The organism is Galbibacter sp., assembly GCF_048266365.1.
In the GTDB taxonomy this organism is placed as follows: domain Bacteria; phylum Bacteroidota; class Bacteroidia; order Flavobacteriales; family Flavobacteriaceae; genus Galbibacter.
This window is the reverse complement of sequence record NZ_JBLWZP010000007.1, coordinates 98,716-124,007: the sequence shown is the minus strand read 5'-3', so window position 1 is coordinate 124,007 and position 25,292 is coordinate 98,716. Positions and strand designations below refer to the sequence as shown.

17 protein-coding genes are annotated in these 25,292 nt (G+C 38.9%); 8 read left to right on the top strand and 9 right to left on the bottom strand.

The features are described 5' to 3' along the window. Window positions 1-12: 12 nt before the first annotated feature. The 6 genes from ACN0TV_RS11655 to ACN0TV_RS11630 all read right to left on the bottom strand — a co-directional run bounded on the left by ACN0TV_RS11655 (window position 13) and on the right by ACN0TV_RS11630 (window position 9,611). The gene (locus ACN0TV_RS11655; protein ID WP_417363091.1) at window positions 13-1,854 is read right to left on the bottom strand and encodes a glycoside hydrolase family 13 protein; all 1,842 of its coding nucleotides are present in this window, start codon (window positions 1,852-1,854) and stop codon (window positions 13-15) included. Between the two features lie 2 nt (window positions 1,855-1,856). Next, on the bottom strand, window positions 1,857-3,965 hold the full coding sequence (locus tag ACN0TV_RS11650; RefSeq protein WP_417363090.1) for a glycoside hydrolase family 97 protein: 2,109 nt from the start codon (window positions 3,963-3,965) through the stop codon (window positions 1,857-1,859). A gap of 1 nt (window position 3,966) precedes the next feature. Then, the gene (locus ACN0TV_RS11645; protein ID WP_417363089.1) at window positions 3,967-6,273 is read right to left on the bottom strand and encodes a glycoside hydrolase family 65 protein; all 2,307 of its coding nucleotides are present in this window, start codon (window positions 6,271-6,273) and stop codon (window positions 3,967-3,969) included. Window position 6,274: 1 nt separating this feature from the next. Next, window positions 6,275-6,934 (bottom strand): beta-phosphoglucomutase, encoded by a 660-nt coding sequence (pgmB, locus tag ACN0TV_RS11640; protein ID WP_417363088.1) that lies wholly within the window; start codon window positions 6,932-6,934, stop codon window positions 6,275-6,277. A gap of 81 nt (window positions 6,935-7,015) precedes the next feature. Then, a complete protein-coding gene (locus ACN0TV_RS11635; protein WP_417363087.1) occupies window positions 7,016-8,389 on the bottom strand; it encodes an MFS transporter in 1,374 nt (457 codons plus the stop codon). A gap of 199 nt (window positions 8,390-8,588) precedes the next feature. Beyond that, window positions 8,589-9,611, bottom strand: coding sequence for a LacI family DNA-binding transcriptional regulator (locus tag ACN0TV_RS11630; RefSeq protein WP_417363086.1), 1,023 nt, complete (start codon window positions 9,609-9,611; stop codon window positions 8,589-8,591). A 301-nt stretch (window positions 9,612-9,912) separates the two neighbouring features. Here ACN0TV_RS11630 and ACN0TV_RS11625 point away from each other — a divergent pair, with 301 nt between their 5' ends. The 4 genes from ACN0TV_RS11625 (at window position 9,913) to ACN0TV_RS11610 (ending at window position 17,133) form a co-directional block, all read left to right on the top strand. Next, a complete protein-coding gene (locus ACN0TV_RS11625; protein ID WP_417363085.1) occupies window positions 9,913-12,825 on the top strand; it encodes a SusC/RagA family TonB-linked outer membrane protein in 2,913 nt (970 codons plus the stop codon). A gap of 10 nt (window positions 12,826-12,835) precedes the next feature. Beyond that, window positions 12,836-14,464, top strand: a complete 1,629-nt coding sequence (locus tag ACN0TV_RS11620) for a RagB/SusD family nutrient uptake outer membrane protein (RefSeq protein ID WP_417363084.1) — start codon at window positions 12,836-12,838, stop codon at window positions 14,462-14,464. A gap of 16 nt (window positions 14,465-14,480) precedes the next feature. Continuing rightward, window positions 14,481-15,629, top strand: coding sequence for a SusF/SusE family outer membrane protein (locus tag ACN0TV_RS11615; protein ID WP_417363083.1), 1,149 nt, complete (start codon window positions 14,481-14,483; stop codon window positions 15,627-15,629). A gap of 67 nt (window positions 15,630-15,696) precedes the next feature. Next, a complete protein-coding gene (locus ACN0TV_RS11610; protein WP_417363082.1) occupies window positions 15,697-17,133 on the top strand; it encodes an alpha-amylase in 1,437 nt (478 codons plus the stop codon). 500 nt (window positions 17,134-17,633) lie between these two features. Here the strand turns inward: ACN0TV_RS11610 and ACN0TV_RS11605 are convergent, their stop codons facing one another. Both ACN0TV_RS11605 and ACN0TV_RS11600 read right to left on the bottom strand, forming a co-directional pair. After that, window positions 17,634-17,894 carry a Txe/YoeB family addiction module toxin gene (locus ACN0TV_RS11605; protein WP_417363081.1) on the bottom strand — a complete coding sequence of 87 codons (261 nt, stop codon included), beginning with the start codon at window positions 17,892-17,894 and terminating at the stop codon, window positions 17,634-17,636. After that, window positions 17,895-18,143, bottom strand: coding sequence for a type II toxin-antitoxin system Phd/YefM family antitoxin (locus ACN0TV_RS11600; protein ID WP_417363080.1), 249 nt, complete (start codon window positions 18,141-18,143; stop codon window positions 17,895-17,897). A 509-nt stretch (window positions 18,144-18,652) separates the two neighbouring features. Between ACN0TV_RS11600 and ACN0TV_RS11595 the strand changes: the two genes are divergently transcribed. Then, on the top strand, window positions 18,653-19,276 hold the full coding sequence (locus ACN0TV_RS11595; protein ID WP_417363079.1) for a hypothetical protein: 624 nt from the start codon (window positions 18,653-18,655) through the stop codon (window positions 19,274-19,276). A gap of 59 nt (window positions 19,277-19,335) precedes the next feature. Here the strand turns inward: ACN0TV_RS11595 and ACN0TV_RS11590 are convergent, their stop codons facing one another. Next, window positions 19,336-19,905 (bottom strand): YceI family protein, encoded by a 570-nt coding sequence (locus ACN0TV_RS11590; protein WP_417363078.1) that lies wholly within the window; start codon window positions 19,903-19,905, stop codon window positions 19,336-19,338. 419 nt (window positions 19,906-20,324) lie between these two features. Between ACN0TV_RS11590 and ACN0TV_RS11585 the strand changes: the two genes are divergently transcribed. The 3 genes from ACN0TV_RS11585 (at window position 20,325) to ACN0TV_RS11575 (ending at window position 25,280) form a co-directional block, all read left to right on the top strand. Continuing rightward, window positions 20,325-22,790, top strand: coding sequence for a glycosyl hydrolase family 95 catalytic domain-containing protein (locus ACN0TV_RS11585; RefSeq protein ID WP_417363077.1), 2,466 nt, complete (start codon window positions 20,325-20,327; stop codon window positions 22,788-22,790). Between the two features lie 190 nt (window positions 22,791-22,980). Next, entirely contained in the window at window positions 22,981-24,096 is a 1,116-nt protein-coding gene (locus ACN0TV_RS11580) for an alpha/beta hydrolase-fold protein (RefSeq protein ID WP_417363076.1), read from the top strand. A 17-nt stretch (window positions 24,097-24,113) separates the two neighbouring features. Then, entirely contained in the window at window positions 24,114-25,280 is a 1,167-nt protein-coding gene (locus ACN0TV_RS11575; RefSeq protein ID WP_417363075.1) for an alpha/beta hydrolase, read from the top strand. Window positions 25,281-25,292 lie beyond the last annotated feature (12 nt).

Here is a 25,292-nt window from a genome sequence, read left to right as displayed (position 1 = left end):
CACTCTTAATTACTACAAAATTTCTATAATATAACTTGTTTTACCCGCAATTTTAAGGGTGTCGCCAAGGGTGAATTCACGACCACTCAATATTTCTTTTACTGTTTTGGCTTCCTTTAAATTTTCTTCATATCTGCTTAACTCCAGGCTTCTTTCTTCTTTACTATTGTTGATGACAACCATTACTTTTTGCTTGTCATTGTACCTAAAGTAAACATAGACCTCATCCTGTGGTAAATAATGGGTTGTTTTACCATTGTGAATAGCGGTAGCCGTTTTTCTCCAATTAAATATCTTGGCTGTCACATCAAAATAGGCTTTCTCTGATTCCGTTCTTTGATCAGCCAAAAATGCGTTATGAACATCGTTTTTCCAGCCTCCGGGAAAGTCTCTTCTAATGTCCCCATCACCTTTTCCTTTATCTCCTTTCATTCCGATTTCAGAACCGTAATAAAGTTGTGGAATACCACGAACCGTTCCTAGAAGCGTCATGATAAGTTTATAATCTTCTATGGAGTTGTAAATTTGATTGATGCGCTGGGTATCATGGTTTTCTGCAAACACCAGGATATTATCAATATCAGGGTACAAAAAGTCATTGACAAAATTTTCATACACCTGTATCATTCCTTTGTCCCAAGTAGGCTGCTCTACTTGAAATGCAGCGGATATAGCATCGTGCAACGTAAAATCCATCACCGATGGAAGGTGGGTGTTGTAGTCTTGAATAGCTGCAATTTTACTATCCTTTTGCCAATAGGCAATTTGTGCTTGGTCGTGTAACCAAACCTCCCCGACAATGTTGAAATTAGGATATTCATCCATAACAGCTTTGGTCCATTTGGCGATTCCTTCCTTATCGTTATAAGAATAGGTATCAACTCTAAACCCATCCAAATCGGCATATTCAATCCACCAAATTGCATTTTGAATAAGATAATTAAGAGCCAACGGGTTTTTTTGATTAAGATCAGGCATGCTTCTTACGAACCATCCATCCATACAGTAATACGCATCGATTGCTGAGGCGTTAGGATCCATTTGTGTACTCATTCTGTAATTGGTCTGACCATATCCGGGAAATTGGTGGATCCAATCATAGGTGGGTAAATCATCCATCATCCAGTGGGTTATTCCCCAGTGGTTAACCACATAATCCATGATGAGTTTCATAGATCTTTTGTGAAGTTCCTCACCCAACCTTTTGTAGTCTTCATTGGTTCCATAACGAGGATCTATTTTATAGACATCGCTCTGAGCATAGGTGTGGTAGGAATAAGTGGAATCATTATCCTCATTTAAAGGGGTGCTCCAAATTGCTGTGGCACCTAAGGACTCTATATAATCCAAATGATCTATGATACCTTGAATATCACCACCGTGACGTCCGCCTTGATGCTCTCGATTTACTTTTTCTACAACATCTTTATGGCTATCATTAGAAGGATCTCCGTTGGCAAAACGATCCGGCATTAATAAATAGATCATATCGGAAGAATCAAAACCTTCACGCTGAGCTGACGCATCTTTTCGCTGCTTCAGTTCATAGGTTTTTGCGAGCTTACGTTTTCCGTCCTTTTCAAAAACAATTTTAAACTTTTGAGGCTCTTCATTTTGAGTATCCAATGTTATAAATAAATAATTTGGATTCTCAGTTTTTTTCACCTCTAGAATGTTAATACCATCGATCTTTGGATTCAACTCGGCTATGTTTTCACCGTGCACCATAAGTTCTAACTGTGAATGTTCCATCCCACTCCACCAAAATGGAGGTTCAATTCGTTGGATTTGCGCACTGACTGATTGGAGTAGCAGCGCAAAAATTGCTGTGATTACAAATGTACTTTTCTTCATATTTAATTTTTTATAATGCTAATTGCAAAACCTCCTCCGGGAGCTGATCTCAACTTCAATTTACTATTTTTCTTTACTTTAACGATGCGAACTTTAATTGCCTGGGGATTTTCTTTGTAATGTGCATCCTTTGCATCTTCATAAATACGAGCGGTATAGCCTATCCCTTCTTCTAAAAAGTCCAATTCAACAGTGGTTTTTCTAGACTCAAATCCATTGACATTTCCGATGAACCAATCCTGCGTTCCTTTGGCTTTTCGAGCAACAGTCACATATTCACCCGGCTCTGCCTCCAGATAAATTGATTCGTCCCAATCCAGTGCAACATCCTTTATAAACTGAAAGGCCTTTGGAAAGCGCATATAGTTCTCAGGAAGGTCAGCCGCCATTTGCAATGGGCTATACATGGTCACGTATAAGGCCAATTGGTTGGCTATGGTTGAATTGACGTGTGAATTGTTATTGGGATTCAATTTACTGATATCCATCTCAAATATACCAGGGGTATAATCCATTGGTCCACCGATAAGTCGTGTAAAGGGCAATACAGTGACATGATTTGCTTTAGAACCGCCAAAGGCTTGATATTCGGTTCCCCTTGCAGATTCATTAGCGATTAAATTCGGATAGGTACGACTGATTCCTGTAGGTCGAACTGCCTCATGCGCATTGACCATAATTTCGTATTCAGCAGCCTTTTCCAAGGCATACTGATAGTGATTCACCACCCATTGGCTGTAGTGGTATTCCCCTCTAGGTAAAATATCACCGACATAGCCACTTTTGACGGCATTATAACCGTGATCCTTCATAAATTGATAGGCCGTATCTAGGTGTCTTTCGTAATTTCTGATTGACCCCGAGGTTTCATGATGCATGATCATTTCTACTCCTTTTTGTTCTGCATACTCTTGGATGGTTTTCACATCAAAATCAGGATATGGACTCACAAAGTCAAAAACATAATCTTTAGAATGACCGTACCAATCCTCCCAACCTTCATTCCATCCTTCTACAAGAACACCATCAAAACCGTGCTTGGCTGCAAAGTCAATATAAGATTTAACATGAGCAGTATTGGCACCATGAGTCCCGTTTGGCTTGGCTGAAGAATAATCAGTTTTTCCCAATTGAATCGATGGGAAATCATTCGTATATGCCCAACTACTCTTGCCGGTAATCAGCTCCCACCATACACCGATGTATTTCATAGGTTTGATCCAATCGGTATTCTCAATTTTAGAAGGTTCATTTAGATTCAATGTTATTTTTGAATCCAAAATATCTCGGGCATCATCACTGACTATGACAGTTCTCCATGGGGTATTAAATGGAGCTTGCACATGTCCTTTATCTCCATTAGCGTCAGGGGTCAGCCAAGATTGAAATACCATGTTTTGATCATCCAAGTTCAAGTGCATGGTTGAATAATTGATCAGAGCAGCCTCGTGAATATTGATATACAAGCCATCTTGAGTCGTTAGCATCAGTGCTGTTTGTACTCCTGTAGGAGAAAAGGGAGTTTGTGAAGAAATCGGAGTAATGGCTGCTTTCATTTTTTCTCTGATTTCTGATAATTTACTTCTTGTATAGTTATACTCCTGTGTATCGTAATCGCCTGGAATCCAAAAAGCCGTATGATCCCCTGTCATGGCAAACTCTGTAAGCTCTTCTTTGATGACAAAATAAATCAGTGGTTTTTGCTCCGGAAATTCATAACGGAATCCCAAACCATCATCAAACAATCTAAAGCGGATATCCAGCTTTCGCTCAGTTCCTTGTTGTTTCAAATGCACTAACAATTCATTGTAGTGATTTCTAATGCTGCTTGCTTCTCCCCAAACAGGCTCCCAGCTTTGGTCAAAGCTTGAGCTTTGGGTATCTGTTACCACAAAATTGTCCTTGAGTGATAGACTGTCGTCTTTGATCAGAAATCCGAGTTTACTCTCTTTAATAACTTCTTTTTCTTTGAAATTTAGAATATAGGTAGGCACACCGGAAGTGCTAAGAGCAAATTCCATTTCCAAATTTCCATTGGGAGATTTTAGGGATTGCCCGTAAATCTGCCCAACAAAAAGAATACTTATACTATATAATAGGTGTCTAATCATCTTATAAAACTATTTTATTATCTGGTTGAAGCAGGGTACTTTGCCCATTAATCAGGATATTTAACTCCTGATCTCCTTCTAATTTAAAGGTGGTTCCACGGTGTGAAACTTCCACTTTAAGGATCTGGTTTCTAAAATTAACTTTAAAACTAAATGCTTCCCATTCTTTCGGAATTTTAGGATCAAATGATAAGGTGTCATTTTTCACGCGCATTCCTCCAAATCCTTCCACCACACTCATCCAAGTACCTGCCATGGAGGTGATGTGTAATCCTTCGTGAACTTCCTTATTGTAATCATCTAAATCCAGTCGAGAAGTTCTCAAGTAAAAGGTATAGGCTTGATCCATACGATTAAGCACTGCGGCTTGAATACTATGTACACATGGTGATAACGAAGACTCATGTACCGTAAATGGTTCGTAAAAATCAAAGTGGCGCTCCAACTCTTCTTTGCTAAAGTGATTTTCAAAAAAGTAGAAGCCTTGAAGAACATCAGCTTGTTTAATATATGGTGAACGCAAAATACGATCCCAAGACCATTTTTGATTGATTGGTCGTTGAGACTTTGGAAGGTCCGCAACTGGAACCAATTCTTTATCTAAAAATCCATCTTGTTGCAAGTACACATTCAATTTCTCATCATAGGGGAAATACATATTTCCGGCAACTTCGAGCCACTTTGCAACTTCATCTTCGGAAAGATTGGTCTTTTTCTGAATTCTTTGAAAATCATCAGCGTAATTCTCTTTAACCATTTCAATGGTCTCAGCGGTATATTCCATACACCACTTGGCAATATAATTGGTGAACCAGTTATTATTAACGTTGTTTTCGTATTCATTCGGGCCGGTTACACCAAGGATAACATACTTATTTTTATCCGTTGAAAAATTGGAACGTTGTTTCCAAAAACGAGAAACGCCTATCATAACCTCTAAGCCCATTTCCGGGATATAGCTGGTGTCACCTGTAAATCGAGTGTAGTTGTAAATTGCAAACAACATGGAGCCATTACGGTGAATTTCTTCAAATGTAATTTCCCATTCGTTATGACATTCTTCTCCATCCATGGTCACCATCGGATATAGCGCAGCGCCACCGGTAAAACCTAGTTTTTCGGCATTCTCTATTGCCTTATCCAATTGATTGTAGCGATAGGTAAGCAAGTTTCTCGCTACCTTTTCATCCTTGGTAGCCATATAAAATGGTATACAATAGGCCTCAGTATCCCAGTAGGTACTTCCTCCGTACTTTTCACCTGTAAATCCTTTAGGTCCTATATTTAACCTGGAGTCCTTTCCTGAATAGGTTTGATTGAGCTGGAAAATATTAAAGCGTATTCCTTGCTGTGCTTTTACATCGCCTTCAATGGTGATGTCAGCCATTTGCCAAATTGAATCCCAAGCCTCTATTTGTAATTCCAAAAGTGCGTCAAAACCAAAACCCCTGGCCTTGGTCAATATTTGTTCTGATTCTTGAACAAGTACCTCTGACCGGTGGTTTAAGCTCGTTACATACCCACCGAATTTTTCTAAGGTCACCTTTTGACCTTCAGCCAGTGTTAGACTGTATTTCAATCCTACTTTTCGAGTTTCCAAAACAACTTCTCCTTGGATATCGAGCTTTTGGTCCTCGAGATACACCTCATTGAGCATTCCACTACAAACATCAAATGCTGTTTTATTTGTCATTGATCTGACATAAGCAAAATCACCTTTGGTGTTCACCTGATTAACTTGCCAAAACGCATCGTCCCAGTTACTGTCCTCATTGGTAATTCCTCCATCCACATAAGGTATAAGAACAACCGCTGCTTTGCGATTCAGTGGGGTAATTTCATATTTAATAGCACCCACTTCACTTAAGGTCATACTTAGAAACCGGGTTGCTTTTACTTTAAGATCTATACCGTTTGCCATACTGGCTACAAAACTTCTTTGATACCAACCTTGTTTCATGTTTAGTTCACGACGGTAGTTTGTCACCTTAATACAAGTATTCAAATCCAAGGTCTCCCCTTCGACCTGAACGTGAATTCCGATCCAATTCGGTGCGTTTAATACCTTGGCAAAATATTCTGGATATCCATTTTTCCACCAACCAACTCTTGTTTTGTCCGGATAGTATACTCCTGCGATATAGCTTCCTTGGAAAGTTGCTCCACTGTAATCTTCTTCAAAATTGGCACGTTGCCCCATAGCTCCGTTTCCTATACTAAATAAGCTTTCCGAAGACTTTACCTTTTGCGGATTAAATCCTTCCTCTATCAATGACCACTCATTTGGCATTATATAATCCTGATTCATTTTATTTAGATTGAAGTTGTGTTAAAAAATCGATTGTAATTTCAGTAAATGTGTTGAACACATAGTCAGCATGACTCAATATTCCAGGGTCCCCCAGGGCTATGGAAGTCATCCCTGCACTATTGGCTGCAGTAATACCTGCATGGGCATCCTCAAACACTATACAATCCTTTGGGGCTACTCCTAATTGATTAGCCGCTTGAAGAAAAACCTCCGGATCCGGCTTAGCCTTGCTCACGCTATTGCCATCTATGATGACATCGAACTGATCAAAGAGCCCCACTTTTTGTAAAATACCAGGTGCATTTTTACTAGCAGAACCTAAGGCAATGGGATAGCTCCCTGATTTTAATTTTTCTATGGTGCTTTTCACCCCAGGTAAAATATCTTCCGGAGTCATTTGGGCGACGTAGGTTAAATAATTTTCATTTTTAGACCATGCAAAGCGATCAAATTCTTCTTGAGAAATTTCGACACCTGCCCAATTCAATATTTTGTTTAAGGAGTCTACTCTACTGACTCCTTTGAGTTGTTCATTTTGTGCTTCGGTGAGTTGAAAATTGAAATTCTCACCCAATTTTCTCCAAGCCAAAAAATGGAACTTAGCGGTATCTACAATGACGCCGTCCAAATCGAATATAAACCCTTTTTGTTGTTTCATTTTCCTTATACGCCTATAGTGCTCAGCCTACAGACTTATTTTTAATGTTGTTTCCTAGTTTGAATCTTGAAATCGGATCAGTTAATCGATCGTATAGGCAATCGCCTTGCGATTGGTGATTAGTAAATTAGCAAATGCAGCCATCAGTAAACATATCCCGGCTATAATCATGGCGTTGATCGTTTGATCTCCCAATAGTTTATAGCTTAAATTAATTCCCCCTATGGCAGCAACAATCTGCGGCAGTACAATAAACATATTGAACAATCCCATGTAGACACCCATTTTCTTGGCATCAACGGCACTGGACAGCATGGCGTACGGCATGGAAAGTATACTTCCCCAAGCAACCCCTACAAGCAGAAAACTTCCGTAAAGGTGCCAGATATTGCTCGCGAAATACATGGAAATAAATCCAAGCCCGCCAATGATTAAAGAAACCATGTGAGTAAACTTCCTATTGACCCTGAATTTAGAAGAGATATAGGCCAGTACCAGGGCAAATCCCATAGATGAAAGTCCATAGATTCCCATAGCTGATCCTACCTTATCAGAGGCATCTTGATATTTTGCATTAGCGGTATCAAACTCTTCCAGCTGTCCCTTATCACTAAAGTCATAAGCAACCTCCATTGGTGCCGGTGCCTGATATACGTGTTCAGTCAAAGCAGGCATGGCCATACTCCACATGGTAAAAAATGCAAACCAACTAAAGAACTGCACTACTCCCAATTTAACCATGGTAGCCGGCATTTTCCCAATGTTCTCCACGATATCTTGAATGAAACGCCCCTTACTTTCAGCCTTCATTTTTTCAAAGGCCTGCATGTCTTCCGGGGGATATTCATCGGTGGTGAATATGGTGTAAAGTATACTGGTGATAAACACTATAGCTCCTATACCAAAGGCGACCTTAACGGACATGGGAACGATCCCGGGAGCAGCTTCATTACTCACTCCTAAAATATTAACAAGCCATGGTAAGTTACTCGCAATTAAAGTACCTACTCCAATGATTAATGCTTGCACCACAAATCCATACGATCGTTGAGATTCGTGTAATTTATCCGCTACCAATGCCCTGAAAGGTTCCATGCTAATATTAATGGACGCATCTAATATCCATAAGAAACCGACGGCCATCCATAGGGCAGAAGAATGTGGAGCCATAAACAGCGCTATTGAGCTCAGTATAGCACCAATTAAAAAATAAGGACGACGCCTTCCGAGTCTGGAATGCCAAGTCTTATCACTTAAATACCCTATGATAGGCTGGACGATCAGACCTGTTAAAGGAGCTGCAATCCACAACAGCGGAAGGCTCTCTTTGTCTGCACCCAGTGTTTGAAAAATTCGGGACATAAAACCGCCCTGTAGGGCGAACCCGAATTGTATTCCTAAAAACCCGAAACTCATGTTCCAAATTTCCCAGAATCCTAAAATACGCTTTTTCATTATCGTAGTTTGTTAATTCTTAATACGATAAGCGCTACGACTTATCAAAACTTACCTGTGTTTAATTTTGAGAAGTAAAAATAAGTTTTGATGTTGGCGAATATACAATTTTTTTGGCACCGACAAAGCATCTATTTACCAGATTAACATTTTAACAGCTTCATACAACACTAGTTACGAAACTTTTTCGTAAAATCTACTAAACGGGTTTCGTAGATTCTCTTTGTAAGATTGAAGTCTTTATAACTTCCATTTTAAAGGAATCATCATCTTGATCATTTTCCAGGCGATCGATGAGCATCTTGGCAGCCTTCTGACCCATTTCGTAACCGTGTTGTACTACCGTGGTCAAACTCGGGTAGGCATATTTGGATAAAATACCATCACTAAAACCTACGAAACTCATTTCTTGCGGAATTATAAGACCCCTGCTATGTGCCTCACGCATGGCCACAACAGCGTATAGTTCATTAACACCAAATACGGCATCGAATTTTTGACTATCGAATAATGTTTTAACCTTAGCATCCAGTTCCTCTACGGTCTCCACCTTAACGATGAGATTTTCATCCACTTCAATCCCTTCGTCCTTTAAGGCATTTCTATACCCCGAGGTCCTTAGTTTACCCACAGAAACGTAGTCCGGTGTGGTCAGGAGCGCTATTCTGCGACAGCCTGAATATATTAAATGTTTTACGGTATTATAAGAAGCGCGCGCATCATCGATAATGACCTTATCGCAATAAATCTCATCAGATACCCTGTCGAACATCACAAGAGGCATTCCTTGATTAATCACCTCTCTTAAATGATGAAAGTCTTTTTTCGCCATGGTCTCTTTGGAAAGTGATAACAAAAATCCATCAATACTGCCGCTAGCCATGGTTTCCATATTAATGACTTCCTTATCGAAAGATTCATTGGAGAGACAAACAATAACATTGTATCCCAATTCGTTAGCTTTCTGCTCAATTCCACTGATGATTAAAGTAAAAAAATGATGCACAATTTCAGGGATGATTACGGCAATATTTTTTGTCTTTTTGTTCTTAAGACTTAGGGCGATATTATTAGGCTTGTAATTGTAGAATTTTGCGAAGGCTTGGACCTTGTCTATCGTATCCTGACTGATCTCAGGACTATTGTTCAATGCTTTAGAAACTGTAGAAATTGACACATCCAACTCCCGAGCAATTTCTTTCATGGTAATCTTCTTCTTCATTGCGTATTCGCTTAGGTGGTAATTTAACAAAAATACATACTAAATCCGTAGGAATCTAACTAAATTTTCAGTGCTCAAGTTTGAATGGTATTCAACAAAAAAGCAACTTCAATAGCCACTCATAAACCTTATCTTACTGAATAGCCAATTGTTAAAATGTAAAAACTTGTGAACACTATATCGATTTCGCAAGTTACAAGATTTGGTTATACACAAAGTTTACCTAAACTTTACAGTTGTTTTACCTTGAGAAGTAAAAATAATAAAGCTAACACTTATAATTAATTTTTTCAAACAATCTATGAAGCTAATTCAGACAATAAAACTGCTGGCTTTCCTTATACCCCTGGGAGCATTCTCCCAACAGGTAGTTAACGGAACTGTCACTGATGCAGGGACAGGATCTCCTATACCAGGGGTGAATGTAGTGATTAAAGGAACCACCCAAGGTACTTCTACGGATTTTGACGGTAACTTCCAGTTGGAAGCCGATAACGGAACTTTTCTACAGTTCTCTTACATCGGATTTACCACCCAAGAGGTCGCCGTAAGTGGGCCGACAATGAATGTAACCTTGAAAGAGGATGCAGAACAACTCGAAGCGGTTGTGGTTATTGGATATGGTACTGTGAGCCAAAAGGATGTCACAGGTGCCGTTGACCAAGTCACTTCTGAGGATTTTAACAAAGGACCAATCGTTTCTGCCCAACAATTAATTCAGGGTAAAGTAGCGGGTGTATCCATTAGTTCAGGAGGTGGAGCTCCGGGTGAAGGTCAGAACATTGTAATTCGGGGTCAAGGTTCTCTTTCTTTGAGCAGTAACCCGCTCTATGTTGTGGATGGAATTCCACTGGCTGATAGTGATGTAGGTGGGTCTAGAAACCCGCTTAACTTTATCAACCCTAATGATATTGAAAGCATGACCGTATTAAAAGATGCTTCTGCAACTGCAATTTACGGTGCTCGTGCAGCGAATGGGGTTATTATGGTTACCACTAAGAAAGGTAAGGGAAAAGAGTTTAAATTCAATTACTCTGGCTCCACAACAGTATATGATCCTACAGATTATGTAGACGTAATGAATGCAGACCAGTTTAGAACCCTAATTAACAACACTGGGGATCAGGCTGCCATTGACCGTTTAGGTAACAGCAATACCAACTGGCAAGATCAAATTTACAGACAAGCCATTGGTTTTGAACATAATTTCAGTACCACGGGTAATATCAAAGGGTTTATGCCGGTAAGGGCATCTTTAGGTTACACAGATCAAGATGGTGTTCTAAAAGGGGATAATTTCTCCAGAACAACCGGGTCTCTAAACCTTAGACCTATACTTTTGGATGGCCATTTAAAAATCGAATTAAACGGTCGAGGATCGTATACTGAAAATGCTTTTGGTAACAGAGATGCCATTGGTTCCGCTGTAGACTTCGATCCAACACAATCGATCTATGATGCAAACTCTCCATTTGGTAATTACTTTACTTGGTTAAATTCAACAGGCGGACAGAACAGCTTAGCACCGACTAACCCGGTGGCGCTAATTAATCTTAAGGATGATACTGCTGAAGTAAGACGCCTCATTGCGAATGCTAAGGTGGATTATCAATTGCACTTCTTCCCTGACCTAACTGCAACAGTAAATATTGGAATCGACAAATCGAACAGTAACGGAAGAACAATTATTCCAATTGAAATGCCATCATCTAAGAATGAATGGAATGGATCACTTGGTACATATTCAAATAAGTCAACTAATAAGTTATTTGATGCGTATCTAACCTACACCAAAGACATCAATGATATTCACTCTATAAATGCCGTTGCAGGTTATTCTTATCAGAGTTTTGAATTTGACAATGACAGCTATAATAGTGAGGAGGAAGAAGCCGGAAATGATTTTATCTTTATCGACAAGTGGGAAAGTGTATTGCTTTCTTACTTTGGAAGATTAAACTACAGCTTTGATGACCGCTACTTATTTACAGCGACCCTTAGAGCTGATGCTTCTTCAAAATTGAATCCGGATGACCGTTGGGGTTATTTCCCATCATTTGCTTTCGCTTGGAATATTAATAATGAACAATTCTTAGAAGATTCAAAGGTGATCAACAACTTGAAATTTAGAATTGGTTATGGTGAGATCGGTAACGTTTCCGGTTTAGGAGATTATTTATACCTAACACGATACACTCAGAGTCAATCTAATGCAAATTACCAATTGGGTGATGGCTATTATCAAACCTACCGCCCGGAGGCTTATAACGAGAATCTAAGATGGGAAGTAGGTAATACCTTAAATGCCGGTATCGACTTTGGTTTATTTGACAATAGAATTTCAGGTTCTGTAAACGCATACATCAAAAAGACTAATGACTTGATTAGTAGGGTAACAGTAGATCCGTTTACCAACTTCTCTAATGCTATCGACAAGAACATTGGAGATATGGAGAACAGGGGTATTGAGTTTGAAATCAATGCTACTCCAGTACAAACTGAAGACTTTACCTGGAATATCGGATATAACATTTCCATCAACGATAACGAACTTACCAATTTACCGGATGAGGTAGAAGTTGGAGGGATCAACGGAGGAACCGGAAATAACATTCAGTTACACAAAGAGGGTTATGCCCCTTATAGTTTCTGGGTGTACAAACAAGTGTATGATGAGCAAAATCGTCCTATAGAAGGAGCTGTTGTAGATAGAAATGGTGACAATCAAATCAATAATGAAGACAGATACCTGTATAAAGATCCTTTTGCAGACATCATTATGGGCTTCAACACCAGTGTTAACTACAAAAACTGGGATTTATCAGTAGCCACTAGAGCGAACTTAGGAAATTACGCATACAACAACATGGCATCAAGTAAATCCTACGGGTTAAGAGCTAGCGAGAACAGTATTCTAACGAATTTACATACTGACCATTTCGACACAGGATTTAGGACTCTAACTGAAGTCAACTTACAGAGTGACTATTATGTACAAGACGCCTCTTTCTTTAAAGTAGATAATATCACTCTCGGGTATACCCTAAATGATTTTATCAATGGGGATTTGAGAATGCGTCTTTATGGTTCGGTTCAAAATGTACTTACCATCACTGATTATGACGGTTTAGATCCCGAGATCTACGGTGGTATTGACAACAATTTCTACCCAAGACCAAGATCGTTTGTATTTGGAGTTAACCTAGATTTTTAAAAAAGACAACATGAAAAAAACATATAAGATATTATTAAGCCTAGTCATTACAGGCGCCGTTTTTACAAGCTGTCATGACGATCTGAATGTGGATCCTACAATCGATCCGGATAGCTTCACAGAAGAAAACGTGTTCGCTACTGCAGAGGACGCTAAAGGCGCACTGGCTAAACTATATGCTTCGCTGGCATTGACCGGGCAAGCTGGTCCTGCCGGACAACCTGATATTTCAGGAATTGACGAGGGAACCTCTCAATACAGCCGTATGCTATTTAATCTCAACGAATTGACAACCGACAATGCTGTTGTAGGTTGGGGAGATCCGGGACTTCCGAATCTTCACGAGATGAATTGGGATTCCAGTAATGACTTTAGTACTGCGATGTACTATCGTTTAGCCCAGGAAGTTTCTTTCTGTAACTCCTTTATTGGAAATGCAGAAAAGCTTACTGATAATCCTGAGGTTGCCACTTATATTGCTGAGGCTCGATTTTTACGTGCATTTGCCTACTTCAACTTAATTGATTTCTATGGCGATGTACCGCTAGTTACGGCAGTTTCAACAGATTTACCAGAGCAGAACTCAAGAGCTGAGATCTTCCAATTTGTAGAAGCTGAGCTTTTAGAAATTCAAGATCTATTGAAAGAAAGTCAAGCCAATGAATATGGTAGAGTTGACCGTGTTGCAGCTTGGGCACTACTCTCTAAACTTTATCTAAATGCTGAAGTTTGGACAGGTGAACAGCTGTATACCGAAGCGGTTACTTTTGCAAACAAAGTAATTCAATCATCTTATAGTATTAACACTACAGATGCAAATCAAAATGGTAACGCATATGATGAATTGTTCCTTGCAGATAACGATACTAACGGGGCACAAAATGAGTTTATCTTTGCACTTAATTTCGATGGTAATGCATCACGTACCTACGGAGGCACAACATTTTTGATTCACGCTGCCATTGGAGGAAGTATGGATGCTGCTGCCTATGGTGTTAACGGTGGATGGGGTGGCACCCGCACCACCGGTGCACTGGTTGGTAAATTCGACAAATCTATCAGCAGTAGTGATGACGATGGATACCCGGTAGCTTGGAATGATGGTAGAGCAATGTTTTATACTGATGGTCAGTCTTTTGAGATCAACACCATTGCAAACACATTCACCGATGGTTATGCAGTTTCTAAATTCTCTAACCTAGATTCACAAGGAAATCCCGGAAATGATACCGGAGGAGAATTCACCGACACAGATCTACCACTAATTCGATTGGCTGAAATTTATCTTACTTATGCAGAGGCTGTCTTAAGAGGCGGAGCCGGAGGTGATACCAATACAGCAGCTGGTCTAATTAATCAATTGCGAACAAGAGCATATGGAAATTCAAGTGGTAACATCTCGGCAGCGGATATTACGCTAGATTTTATTCTTGACGAACGTGCAAGAGAGTTGTATTGGGAAGGGCAACGTAGAACAGATTTAGTTCGTTACGGGTACTTCACTGGATCGAGCTACTTATGGCCATTCAAAGGAGGCGTTAAAAATGGAACTTCTGTAGATAGCTACAGAGTATTGTTCCCTTTACCTTCTAACATACTTTCAATCAACAAAAATCTAACTCAAAATACTGGTTACTAATACTAAAAATAAACTGATGAAAAAAACAATATTTATATTCGTCGCCCTACTTTCTGTCCTAGGTTTTAACGCATGTTCCGAGGACGATGATTTCACATTTGTAGCAAAACCAAGTGTAGAAGGAGTCGCATTTGAAAACACCTTCTTAGAGTCGTATCCTTTAAATGCGGCCAATGGTGATAATCTCGCAGAACGTTTCGTATGGAACAAGGCTGATTTTGGTGCACCTACACCAGTAAAATATGAACTTCAGGCTTCGACTACTGAAAGCTTTGAAGGCATTGAAGTAGTAGCAAGTGACCTTACGGTGAACAACTACGGAGTAACTGTAAAATACTTATTAACTCTTGCAGCTCAAGCCGGATTGGATAACGACCCGGACACAGAAGCTCCTAACACAGGTTCACTTTATTTTAGAGTAAGAGCTTATGTAGGTGATGCTGCTGCAAAAACCTCAGAGCAATTTTCTTCTATTATCGCACTACCTGTAGTTCTAACTGAAGCTAGTGAAGATGGTGGAGTAGAATTGAAACCACAAATGTTCCTTGTTGGTGATGTTACTGCTGCCGGTTGGGATCCAAATAACACGAATACACCTCTATTTAGAGATGGTGAAAACGATTTGGTTTTCAATTTCACAGGTAGATTTGCCGGATCAGCAGATACTGAAGGATTTAAAATCATAGAAGTATTAGGTGAATGGCAACCACAATGGGGACTCGATGCAGGATTACTAAGCAATAGTGAAATATTAGGAGCAGATCCTTCTGCGTTCCCTGTAAGTGCAGATGGTTACTATAGCCTATCTATAAACCAAGAAGACATGAGCTTTACTTTTGAAGCTTATGATGCTTCCGCAGCACCTACCTATGGTACTATCGGACTAATAGGTGATGCTACCGCAGGTGGATGGGATGCAGATCAGGATCTTACTCCAACAGCATTTGATCCACATATCTGGGTTATAGAAGGTATTGAACTTACTGAGGGTGAGATTAAATTCAGAGCTGAGGACGCTTGGGATATTAGCTGGGGTGCTTCAACACCGCTAAGTGGTCAAGGATTTAACGACGGTGATCCTAATATTCCGGTAACTGCCGGAACATATAATATATGGTTTAATGATTTAGATGGACGTTATATTTTAATTCCACAACAACAATAAGCCTCATAGTTAAAGCCTGGTACAAAAGTTTAAGTACCAGGCTTTTTTTACACTTTAAACCACTAAAATGAAAACAATACACTATTTAAGTATACTGCTTACATTGTTATGTATCAGTTGTTCTTCTGATGATGCTGTTGATCCGGTACCAACAGATCCGGTAGAACCACCCACTGATCTCATAATAAACCCTATTTCTTTAGATTCTTACACCAGTGGTAAAGGGGTCATGATGCAAAGTTTTTATTGGGATGTTGAACCTCGTGGAGAATGGTGGTCTATACTTACTGATCAAGTCACAGACTGGAGTGAAAGTGGCATCGACAGAATATGGTTGCCTGTAGCCACTAAAGGACAATCCGGAGGCTATTCTATGGGATACGATCCTTCTGATTATTTTGACTTTGGTGAATACAATCAACACGGTACGGTAATTACCAGGTTTGGAAGCAGAAAAGAATTAGAGACCTTGATAGCCAAAGCACATGCGTTGGATATGGAGGTGATTGCCGACATTGTGATCAATCACAACTCCGGAGGTGGAGAACAGTATAATCCTTATCGCGAAAAAAACACCTATACGCTATTTGACGAAACTCATGGAAATGCTTCAGGTATGTTTAATAGAAACTATGAAAATTTCTATCCAAACAGCACCAGCAATTATGATGATGGGAGTCTGTTCTATGAAGAGACTAACCTAGATCACAATCAAGAATATGTTCAAAACTGGTTGTGGAAATCTGAAAACTCCGTGGCAAAATATTATAAAAATGTCATGGGATTTGATGGTTGGAGATTCGACTATGTCTTAGGTTATGAACCATGGGTTGTGAAAGCATGGTTAACTGAAGTAGGTGGATTTTCTGTTAGTGAATTATGGGATGGAAACCCTAACGTTTTAGCCCAATATGTGGATGAAACCGGAAGTGGCGTCTTTGATTTTTCAACTTTTTATAAGCTTGAAGAAGCATTTGATCGATTCAGCGATCTCACCTATTTGGATAAAGAAATGCTATGGCAAACTCATCCTGAAAAGTCAGTTACTTTTACCGCCAATCACGATACTGAAAAGGACACCAATGAAGACAACAACATAGCTCCTGAGAACAAATTAAAGGCGTATGCTTATATCTTAACACATCCAGGTTATCCTACTATTTTTTATTCTGATTATGAAAATCCAGACTTTAAGGCTCCCCTAAAACAACTTATTAAAGTCCATAATAGTTTGGCTGTTGGAGCAACTCATGTATTGTATGTTGACAGCGATGAGTACATCATGAGAAGGGATGGCAATGGAGAGAATCCCGGGCTTATTTTATACATCAATCATTCAGAAACTGCAAAGAAGCGATCAGTAACAACAAATTTGAAACAAAAGGTATTACTAGATTATAGCAATAGCACCAAATTTGTGGCTACAGCGGATGAAGATGGAGTTGTCCAACTAGAGGTTCCGGCCAATGGATATGCCATTTATTCTATTGCAGAGCTAAAATAAATAGAATACTTATTTACACACATTAACAATATAGTAGTTAGTAGTTAGTTTAGAATTCTCTAAAGTTAAAAGCTGTTATTATGGTTTGTCAAAAGATCATTTTAGCAGCTTTTTATTTGTGCTAGGTTTGTGCGAATTTAAAATATATAACATAAAGTTTATCCTTGACCGTGATGGTAATTTCTCTTTCCTGTTTCCAGTAGATAATTGAAGTAGATTATAACGCCATACAAGCAAGATCACAAGGCTTCTTGGCTTAAATCGTAGTTCTTGGGTAAGTGTTCAATATATTTCAGAACATTTTTGTAAGTGGCTTTTGATGCTTTGGATTGGTAGTAATCCGTAAATCTTTATATGTTGTAAAGGTTGCTGTTCAAGGCGCTTTTACTGCTTTTTTTCTATAGATTGGATATTCTTTGATGGTAATTGATTTGATTTTGAGTGATATGGGTATATATTTCTGTACTCTCGATAAAACCGAGTTTTGTTTTTTGGGGCTTTTACTTTCCATAATGATAACGACAAGCTGCAATCAAGATTTGTTCATTATCGTATTTATAAACAAATCGATGTTCGGATGTGATTCGTCTTGACCAATAACCTTGCAAATCGCCTTTTAAAGCTTCAGGTTTTCCGATGCCATCAAAAGGTGTTCGCATACAACTCTTAATCAGTTCGTTAATCCGTTTTACCATTTTCTTATCGACTTTCTGCCAATACAAATAATCTTCCCAAGAAGAAGTAGACCAAGTTAATTTCATCTATTCGATTAAGTCTTTTTCCATACCGTTTCCTGCTTCCAGTTCTTTGATAGAGTTTAATAATATATCTCTGTTTTTCCCTGTTAGTAGATAGGTCGTTTCCTTTAATGAGTTGTATTCATCCAATGATATTAAAACGAGGTCCTTACCGTTTTTACGCTTGATAATGATATCGCTTACATCATTGACTACTTTATCGAACCAATGCTTTAGATTTGAACGAAAGTCTGTATAATTTACTATTTCCATAATGCAAAGATAATAAAAAAGTACTTAAACAAGTACGTTTTGTAATTATTTAACTAATCGGATGGAAGTTGTTGACGATTTCGTGCAAGTTCTCCAAGTCGTCTTGTAAATATCTTTCGGTTGAACTCACATAAGACTTACTATTCCATCTCCATTTAAATCTGAGTAGAACAGCCTTACGGAGGCGAATCCAAATAAAGGTTTGGAATAATATACCGACGGTACTCTGCATAGCGCTGGGATAATGTGGCGAACAAGGAGTATACTCGCTGAGTTCAAAAACCTCCGAAATGGGCTAAACAATCAATATTTCCGTATTTTTGTCGCTTGGACTGAAGTAGCTTTTTATTTAATATGCTTAATACAAGTTATTTGCATAGGTTTTCAACCCCTTATTTTAAGCTAATTTCACCTCTATTTTTAATTTTTTTTATGTGCTAAAAATTCAATTTAAATGCCATTGCACACACATGATAATTTCCTCTTAACCGATAAGCGAACTGTGGCAAATGATAAACATCTTAATTAGTATTCATATTGCTTTTGGAAGTCTTGCCCTTCTATCAGGCGCCTTGATTCTTATCCTCAAAAAAGGAAATTCGGTACACAAACGTATCGGGAAACTATATTTTGTCACAGGTTTTTTAGGCACTACAGTTTCCCTAATTATAGCGAGTTCTCCCGATCATTACAGCCTGTTTTTATTCACCCTGGGGATCTTGACCTTGTATTTTCTAATTGGTGGTTTCTTTGCATTTAAAATAAGCACAAAACAACTTAAAGGTTTATCCTTGACCATGATGGTCACCTCACTGATAATGATCCTCTATGCATTTTACTTATTTTATCACACAAGTTTCGGTAGTGGTAGTATTCTACTATTTTGTGGGCTAATGGGAATGGCCAACGCCTACCTGGTAGACTACAGAATATTTATAAAACAAGGAACAACGTTTAAGGGAAGGCATAGAAATTCACTGCATTTCAGCAAAATGATAGGAAGTTATATCTGCATGACAACAGCATTTGTGGTAGTTAATAACATAATGTATTACGGCATACTGAATTGGATCTTACCCGCACTTATCGGAAGTTTGCTGATTGGACATTATATCAGAGTAAATAGGAGATAAAAAATAAAGGGATAGCATAACCATCCCCATTATCTTAATTTATTATCGTCTTAGCTAAATTACTGTTTTCCTAATTGCAAGTGAACTACAATATTCACATCCTTTCCAACAGCTGCAGCAGTAGGATCATAATCAACATTAAATTCAAATCTATTGATAGTAGTTTTTGCTTTCAGTCCGATTTTATCACCCTTATCGCTCTTGACTATACCGCCATAGGTGACATCAAAGATTACAGGTTTGGTAACATCTTTAATGGTAAGATCTCCATATAATAAATATTGATCAGGTTTACCTGTTTCCAATATTTTAGTGCTTTTAAAAGTAATAGTAGGATACTTCTCGACATCAAAGAAATCGGCACTTCTCAAATGATTATCCCTGTTGTCTACACTTGTATTTATGCTTTTTGCTTGAATGGTGAATTCAAAATTCGCTTCATTTAGAGTTTCATCCGTTGTGGTCATGTTTCCAGTAAAGTCCAAAAACTTTCCATTGACAATACTGATTCCGGAATGGGAAATATTGAAATTTAATGAAGAATGATTAGGATCCGCTTTCCATTGAGTTTGTGCATATGTACCCACTGTTAGTAGCAATGTTGCTAATACTAAAAATATTTTTTTCATAATTGTTTGTGATTTAAGTTTTATTGAGTTTTAATAATATGTTGATTGTGATCGTTTGATTTAACATAATATGACCCACATTTACCTCGGTCAAAAAATTTATCTTGGTCAATATGGGTACCCTTTGATTAAGATTTATAATAAATTATTTTTATGAATTCTAATCCGTAACTCTTCGCGTACCTAAGATACTAATTTTGAAATCAATAACAATATCATATTCTTAAAAAATAATTAAGAAAACGCCAATAAACATTTGAGGTTGAATCAAAACTCATGCGATTTTTAGGTTTAGGATAGGCCTAGAACATACCTGCTTTTCAAGAATAAATTGCCACCAAGTTTTATTTATAAAAATTTGTATACTTTTATATGTGTTTATTACACACTTAAGCAATGACTAACCAAAATAAATGTTTATGAAAAAGTTTTGTATCGCTATTCTATTTTTAACAAGCATCCATGCATTTGGACAGCAAGCTGACCCCTTGAGGCTCTGGTATGATGAACCATCAGGTGAAGTTTGGGAGAATGCTTTACCAATAGGTAATGGTAGTATCGGTGCAATGATCTATGGTAACGTTTCTAAGGAAATATTTCAACTCAACGAAAGTACCGTTTGGAGCGGTAGCCCCAATAGAAATCACAACCCTGATGCGTTAGAAGCCCTTCCAAAAGTCAGGAAACTGATATTTGATAAAAAGTACAAAGCGGCGGAAAACCTGGCTAATGAAAAAATAGTTACCACGAAATCTCACGGTCAAATGTTTCAGCCTGTCGGCAATTTAGAGCTGACATTTGAGGGACATCAAGACTTCCAAGATTATTCTAGAGAACTCAATATAGCTAATGCTGTAAGCAAAACCACCTATACCGTTAATGGAATCACCTATACTCGAGAGGCTTTTACTTCACTTTCCGATAGGGTTCTTGTCATTCGAATTACAGCAGATCAACCAGGAAAGGTAAGTTTCACTGCTGATTTTACCACACCACATAAAAAACAAGAAATAGATATAAGGAATCATGATCTTTCACTTTGGGGTGTAACGAGTGATCATGAGGGCGTTGAAGGTAAGGTTGAATTCCAAGCCTTAACTCGAATAAAAACCATAAATGGTACAACCAGCCAAAGCCAAAATTCAATCCAAGTAAAAGATGCTGATTCGGCACTGTTATTTGTTTCGATCGCTTCTAATTTCAACAATTATCATGACTTGAGCGCTGATGAATATTTGAGAGCGAAAACCTATTTAGATCAAGCATTCGGTAAAGATTATGAAAGCTTATTAGTTGCACACGTCAAAGCCTATCAAGGCTACTTTAACCGTGTTTCATTGCAATTAGGAAGCATCGAAAGTTCAAACCTACCTACCGATGAACGATTAAAAAATTTCACAAACACCAACGATCCTTCTTTTGTGTCATTATACTATCAATATGGTCGCTATTTACTCATTTCCAGTTCTCAACCCGGTGGGCAAGCCGCCAATCTTCAAGGGATATGGAACAAGAGCTTAACCCCTCCTTGGGATAGCAAATACACCATAAACATTAATACGGAAATGAATTATTGGCCAGCTGAAAAAACCAATCTATCCGAGTTGCATGAACCCTTACTAGACATGGTTAGAGAATTATCCGAAACAGGTAAAGAAACAGCCGAAGTCATGTATGGAGCTAGAGGTTGGATGGCTCATCACAATACGGATATTTGGAGAGTAACCGGAGCGATAGACGGTGCTTTTTGGGGCATCTGGAATGGTGGTGGCGCCTGGTTAAGCCAACATATTTGGGAACACTATCTCTATACCGGGGATACTGAGTTTTTAGAAGACAATTATGAGGTACTAAAAGGAGCCGCTCTATTCTACGTTGATTTCTTAGTACAACACCCTGATCTACCCTATTTGGTAGTTGCTCCCGGAAATTCACCGGAGAATGCAGCTGCCGGTCATCAAGGATCTTCAATTACGGCGGGTTCTACAATGGACAACCAGTTGGTTCAAGACATTTTTAACACCGTTATAAATGCCTCTGCAATCTTGGATACTGACACCGAATTTGCCGATTCTTTAAAAGTGATGAAGAAAAAGCTCCCGCCTATGCAAATAGGAAAGTACAATCAACTACAGGAATGGTTAGATGATGTTGATAATCCAAATGATCACCACAGGCATATTTCACATTTGTACGGGCTCTATCCTTCCAATCTAATTTCTCCTTATAGAACTCCTCTTTTATTTGCAGCCGCCAAAAATACGCTGTTACAACGCGGGGATATCTCTACTGGATGGAGTATGGGATGGAAAGTAAACTGGTGGGCTAAAATGCAAGATGGAAATCACGCCTATAAAATAATAAAGGACCAATTGACCCCTGTTGGTATTAACCAAAGCGGGGGCGGCACCTATAACAACTTATTTGACGCGCATCCACCCTTCCAAATAGATGGTAATTTTGGTTGTACCTCAGGAATAACTGAAATGCTTATGCAAAGTTCAGACGGGACACTACACCTATTACCAGCCATACCGGATGCACTTAAAGATGGCATAGTTACGGGATTAAAATCCAGAGGAGGTTTTGAGATCATAACTATGGAGTGGAAAGATAAAAGATTAGTAAGTGCTGTCATTAGATCTGAACTAGGAGGAAACTTAAGGCTAAGAGCTCCAAACGCCATTGAAATCCATGGATCTGGGCGATTAATATCTGCAAAAGGAAACAACCCAAACCCATTCTTTAACGTTCCTGAAGTGGCTACCCCTCTAATTTCTGAATCCTCGGATATTAAGGCGTTGGATTTACCGCCAACGGTACTTTACGATCTAAAGACACAGGCAGGAAAAACCTATACTATTAAAGCAGCCAACACAAAATGATCCTACAAGGTTCTATGTCCATATATTTATATTTCTGGGCACATCGGTTTACTTAGTGCTCAGAAACACACCGACACCTAATACTAGCACCACATGGTATTATGTATCGTGTTTTAAATCAAGTAAAACTCAATGCAGTTTTGCCGAATTGAAATGCAACTACAACAACATTAACTAAACAAAACAAACAATGAAACAACTACAATTATTTCTAGTGATTGGAGCCCTATTAGGCGGCTTTTCTTTCACTAATGCTCAACAAACGATCAAAGAAGATTTTCAGCCTTCGACCCTAAACCAACCTGGGCAGGAGTATCCGCAGGTAAACTCTCAAGGCTATGCCCGTTTTAAAATTATGGCACCCGCCGCGGACAGTGTAAAAGTCAGCCTTGGATTAGGTGGTCGAGGTGGAACTATACTACATAAGAATGCAGATGGATCTTGGACAGGGACAACTGAAGGTCCAATGGATGAAGGTTTTCACTACTATCATTTAACTATAGACGGAGGAATATTCAACGATCCCGGTACCTTAAATTTCTACGGTTCAACCCGATGGGAAAGTGGTATTGAAATTCCAGCACATGATCAAGAATTTTATGCACTAAAAGATGTTCCTCACGGACAAGTTCATAAAATACTATTCCCCTCAAAGGTGACCAACACCTCAGCGGTTGCTTATGTTTACACGCCGCCGGGATATGCTAAAGATCAATCTAAGAGGTATCCAGTATTATATCTTCAACACGGTTGGGGCGAAGATGAAACCGCATGGAGTAATCAAGGTCATGCTAATTTAATTATGGACAATTTAATCGCAGAAGGTAAATCGGAGCCGTTCCTTATTGTAATGACTTATGGTATGACCAATGAAATTAAGTTTGGTGGATTAAAAACATTTGACATCACTCCTTTCCAAACAAAGCTAGTTGATGAGCTAATACCTTACGTAGATAGTAATTTCCGTACCATTGCGGATAGAGAACACAGAGCTATGGGTGGACTTTCAATGGGAGGTATGGAAACCAAAATGATTACACTAAACAAACCTAATACCTTCTCTCACTATGCACTTCTCAGTGGAGGTGTTTACACTCCAGAGGATATTAAGGATCAATCAGGTATTCAACTTATATTTTTAAGTTGTGGCAGCAAAGAGCGACCTGAACGTATTAAAAGCGCTACATCTGCTCTTAAAAATACAGGAGTTAATGTGGTATCTTATATCTCTGAAGGCACTGCTCACGAATTTCAAACATGGCGTAGAAGTTTAAAAGAACTCGCTCCACTACTTTTTATAAATTAGTACAACAAACGAATTAAATGATGAATAAATTATCAATCGCAATACTGTTTATCTTGATGATCCCTGCTCTGGGGTCATCTCAGGATAACAGTGATAAAAATCAAGGCTTCTTCCCTGCGCAGACCAATCAGCCTGGAAAACAATATCCCATGGTCAATGCAAAGGGTAAGGTACGCGCACGTATTACCGCTCCTGACGCCAATTACGTCAAATTGGATATTGGGGGTGTAAAATACGATATGGTTAAAGATCAAGATGGTATGTGGAGTGGAGAATCTGATCCTCAAGATGAGGGATTCCATTATTATCAACTCAATATTGATGGTGCTTCAGTGAACGATCCCGGTAGTAAATCTTATTACGGTGCAGGTCGTTGGGGAAGTGGTATTGAAATTCCTGCACATGATCAGGATATCTATGCCATGAAGAAAGTACCTCACGGAAAAATAACTCAAAAGTTCTACTTTTCTGAAATCACCAAAACTTGGCGTGATTGCTTTATCTATACGCCACCTAATTATCATAAGGATATGGACACTCACTACCCTGTGTTGTACCTTCAACATGGGAGTTTTGAAGATCAAACCGGATGGTCCTCTCAAGGTAAGGCCAATTTAATCCTAGACAATCTTATGGCATCGGGTAAAGCTGTTTCTTTTATCGTAGTCATGGAAAATGGCTATGCGTCCAGACCTGCCAGTGAAACAGATGGTAACCAAAACCGTTCTCCATCCGCTTTTGAGGATGTGATGCTCGACGAAGTAATTCCAATGATAGATGCAGAGTACCGCACCCTTAAAGATCGCAAGCATAGAGCCATCGCAGGGCTTTCCATGGGGGCTAATCAAACGATGCGCATCTTCATGAATAATTTGGATAAATTTACCTCCTATGGAGGTTTTAGCGGTACCTCAAATTATCCCAGTAGTGACGCAATTGATCCAGTCACCTTTCTAGATGGCGCCTTTAAGGATGGAGCTGCTGTAGACAAAAAAACGGATGTGTTCTTTTTATCCTTAGGAACTAAAGAACCGAATCCATTCCCAGGTTCAGTCGGAGCTTTTAAAAAAATGTTAGAAAAACAAGGTATTCCTTATACATTCTATGAGTCTCCCGGCACAGCACATGAGTGGCAGACATGGCGCAGGTCACTGCATGAATTTGCGCAATTATTATTTAAATAGACCTGCTAAAAG

What these genes read in the sequence shown, in the direction of transcription:
- ACN0TV_RS11655 (WP_417363091.1), bottom strand. Translation starts at nt 1,854, where the DNA reads ATGAAGAAAAGTACATTTGTAATCACAGCAATTTTTGCGCTGCTACTC.
- ACN0TV_RS11650 (WP_417363090.1), bottom strand. Translation starts at nt 3,965, where the DNA reads ATGATTAGACACCTATTATATAGTATAAGTATTCTTTTTGTTGGGCAG.
- ACN0TV_RS11645 (WP_417363089.1), bottom strand. Translation starts at nt 6,273, where the DNA reads ATGAATCAGGATTATATAATGCCAAATGAGTGGTCATTGATAGAGGAA.
- pgmB (WP_417363088.1), bottom strand. Translation starts at nt 6,934, where the DNA reads ATGAAACAACAAAAAGGGTTTATATTCGATTTGGACGGCGTCATTGTA.
- ACN0TV_RS11635 (WP_417363087.1), bottom strand. Translation starts at nt 8,389, where the DNA reads ATGAAAAAGCGTATTTTAGGATTCTGGGAAATTTGGAACATGAGTTTC.
- ACN0TV_RS11630 (WP_417363086.1), bottom strand. Translation starts at nt 9,611, where the DNA reads ATGAAGAAGAAGATTACCATGAAAGAAATTGCTCGGGAGTTGGATGTG.
- ACN0TV_RS11625 (WP_417363085.1), top strand. Translation starts at nt 9,913, where the DNA reads ATGAAGCTAATTCAGACAATAAAACTGCTGGCTTTCCTTATACCCCTG.
- ACN0TV_RS11620 (WP_417363084.1), top strand. Translation starts at nt 12,836, where the DNA reads ATGAAAAAAACATATAAGATATTATTAAGCCTAGTCATTACAGGCGCC.
- ACN0TV_RS11615 (WP_417363083.1), top strand. Translation starts at nt 14,481, where the DNA reads ATGAAAAAAACAATATTTATATTCGTCGCCCTACTTTCTGTCCTAGGT.
- ACN0TV_RS11610 (WP_417363082.1), top strand. Translation starts at nt 15,697, where the DNA reads ATGAAAACAATACACTATTTAAGTATACTGCTTACATTGTTATGTATC.
- ACN0TV_RS11605 (WP_417363081.1), bottom strand. Translation starts at nt 17,894, where the DNA reads ATGAAATTAACTTGGTCTACTTCTTCTTGGGAAGATTATTTGTATTGG.
- ACN0TV_RS11600 (WP_417363080.1), bottom strand. Translation starts at nt 18,143, where the DNA reads ATGGAAATAGTAAATTATACAGACTTTCGTTCAAATCTAAAGCATTGG.
- ACN0TV_RS11595 (WP_417363079.1), top strand. Translation starts at nt 18,653, where the DNA reads ATGATAAACATCTTAATTAGTATTCATATTGCTTTTGGAAGTCTTGCC.
- ACN0TV_RS11590 (WP_417363078.1), bottom strand. Translation starts at nt 19,905, where the DNA reads ATGAAAAAAATATTTTTAGTATTAGCAACATTGCTACTAACAGTGGGT.
- ACN0TV_RS11585 (WP_417363077.1), top strand. Translation starts at nt 20,325, where the DNA reads ATGAAAAAGTTTTGTATCGCTATTCTATTTTTAACAAGCATCCATGCA.
- ACN0TV_RS11580 (WP_417363076.1), top strand. Translation starts at nt 22,981, where the DNA reads ATGAAACAACTACAATTATTTCTAGTGATTGGAGCCCTATTAGGCGGC.
- ACN0TV_RS11575 (WP_417363075.1), top strand. Translation starts at nt 24,114, where the DNA reads ATGATGAATAAATTATCAATCGCAATACTGTTTATCTTGATGATCCCT.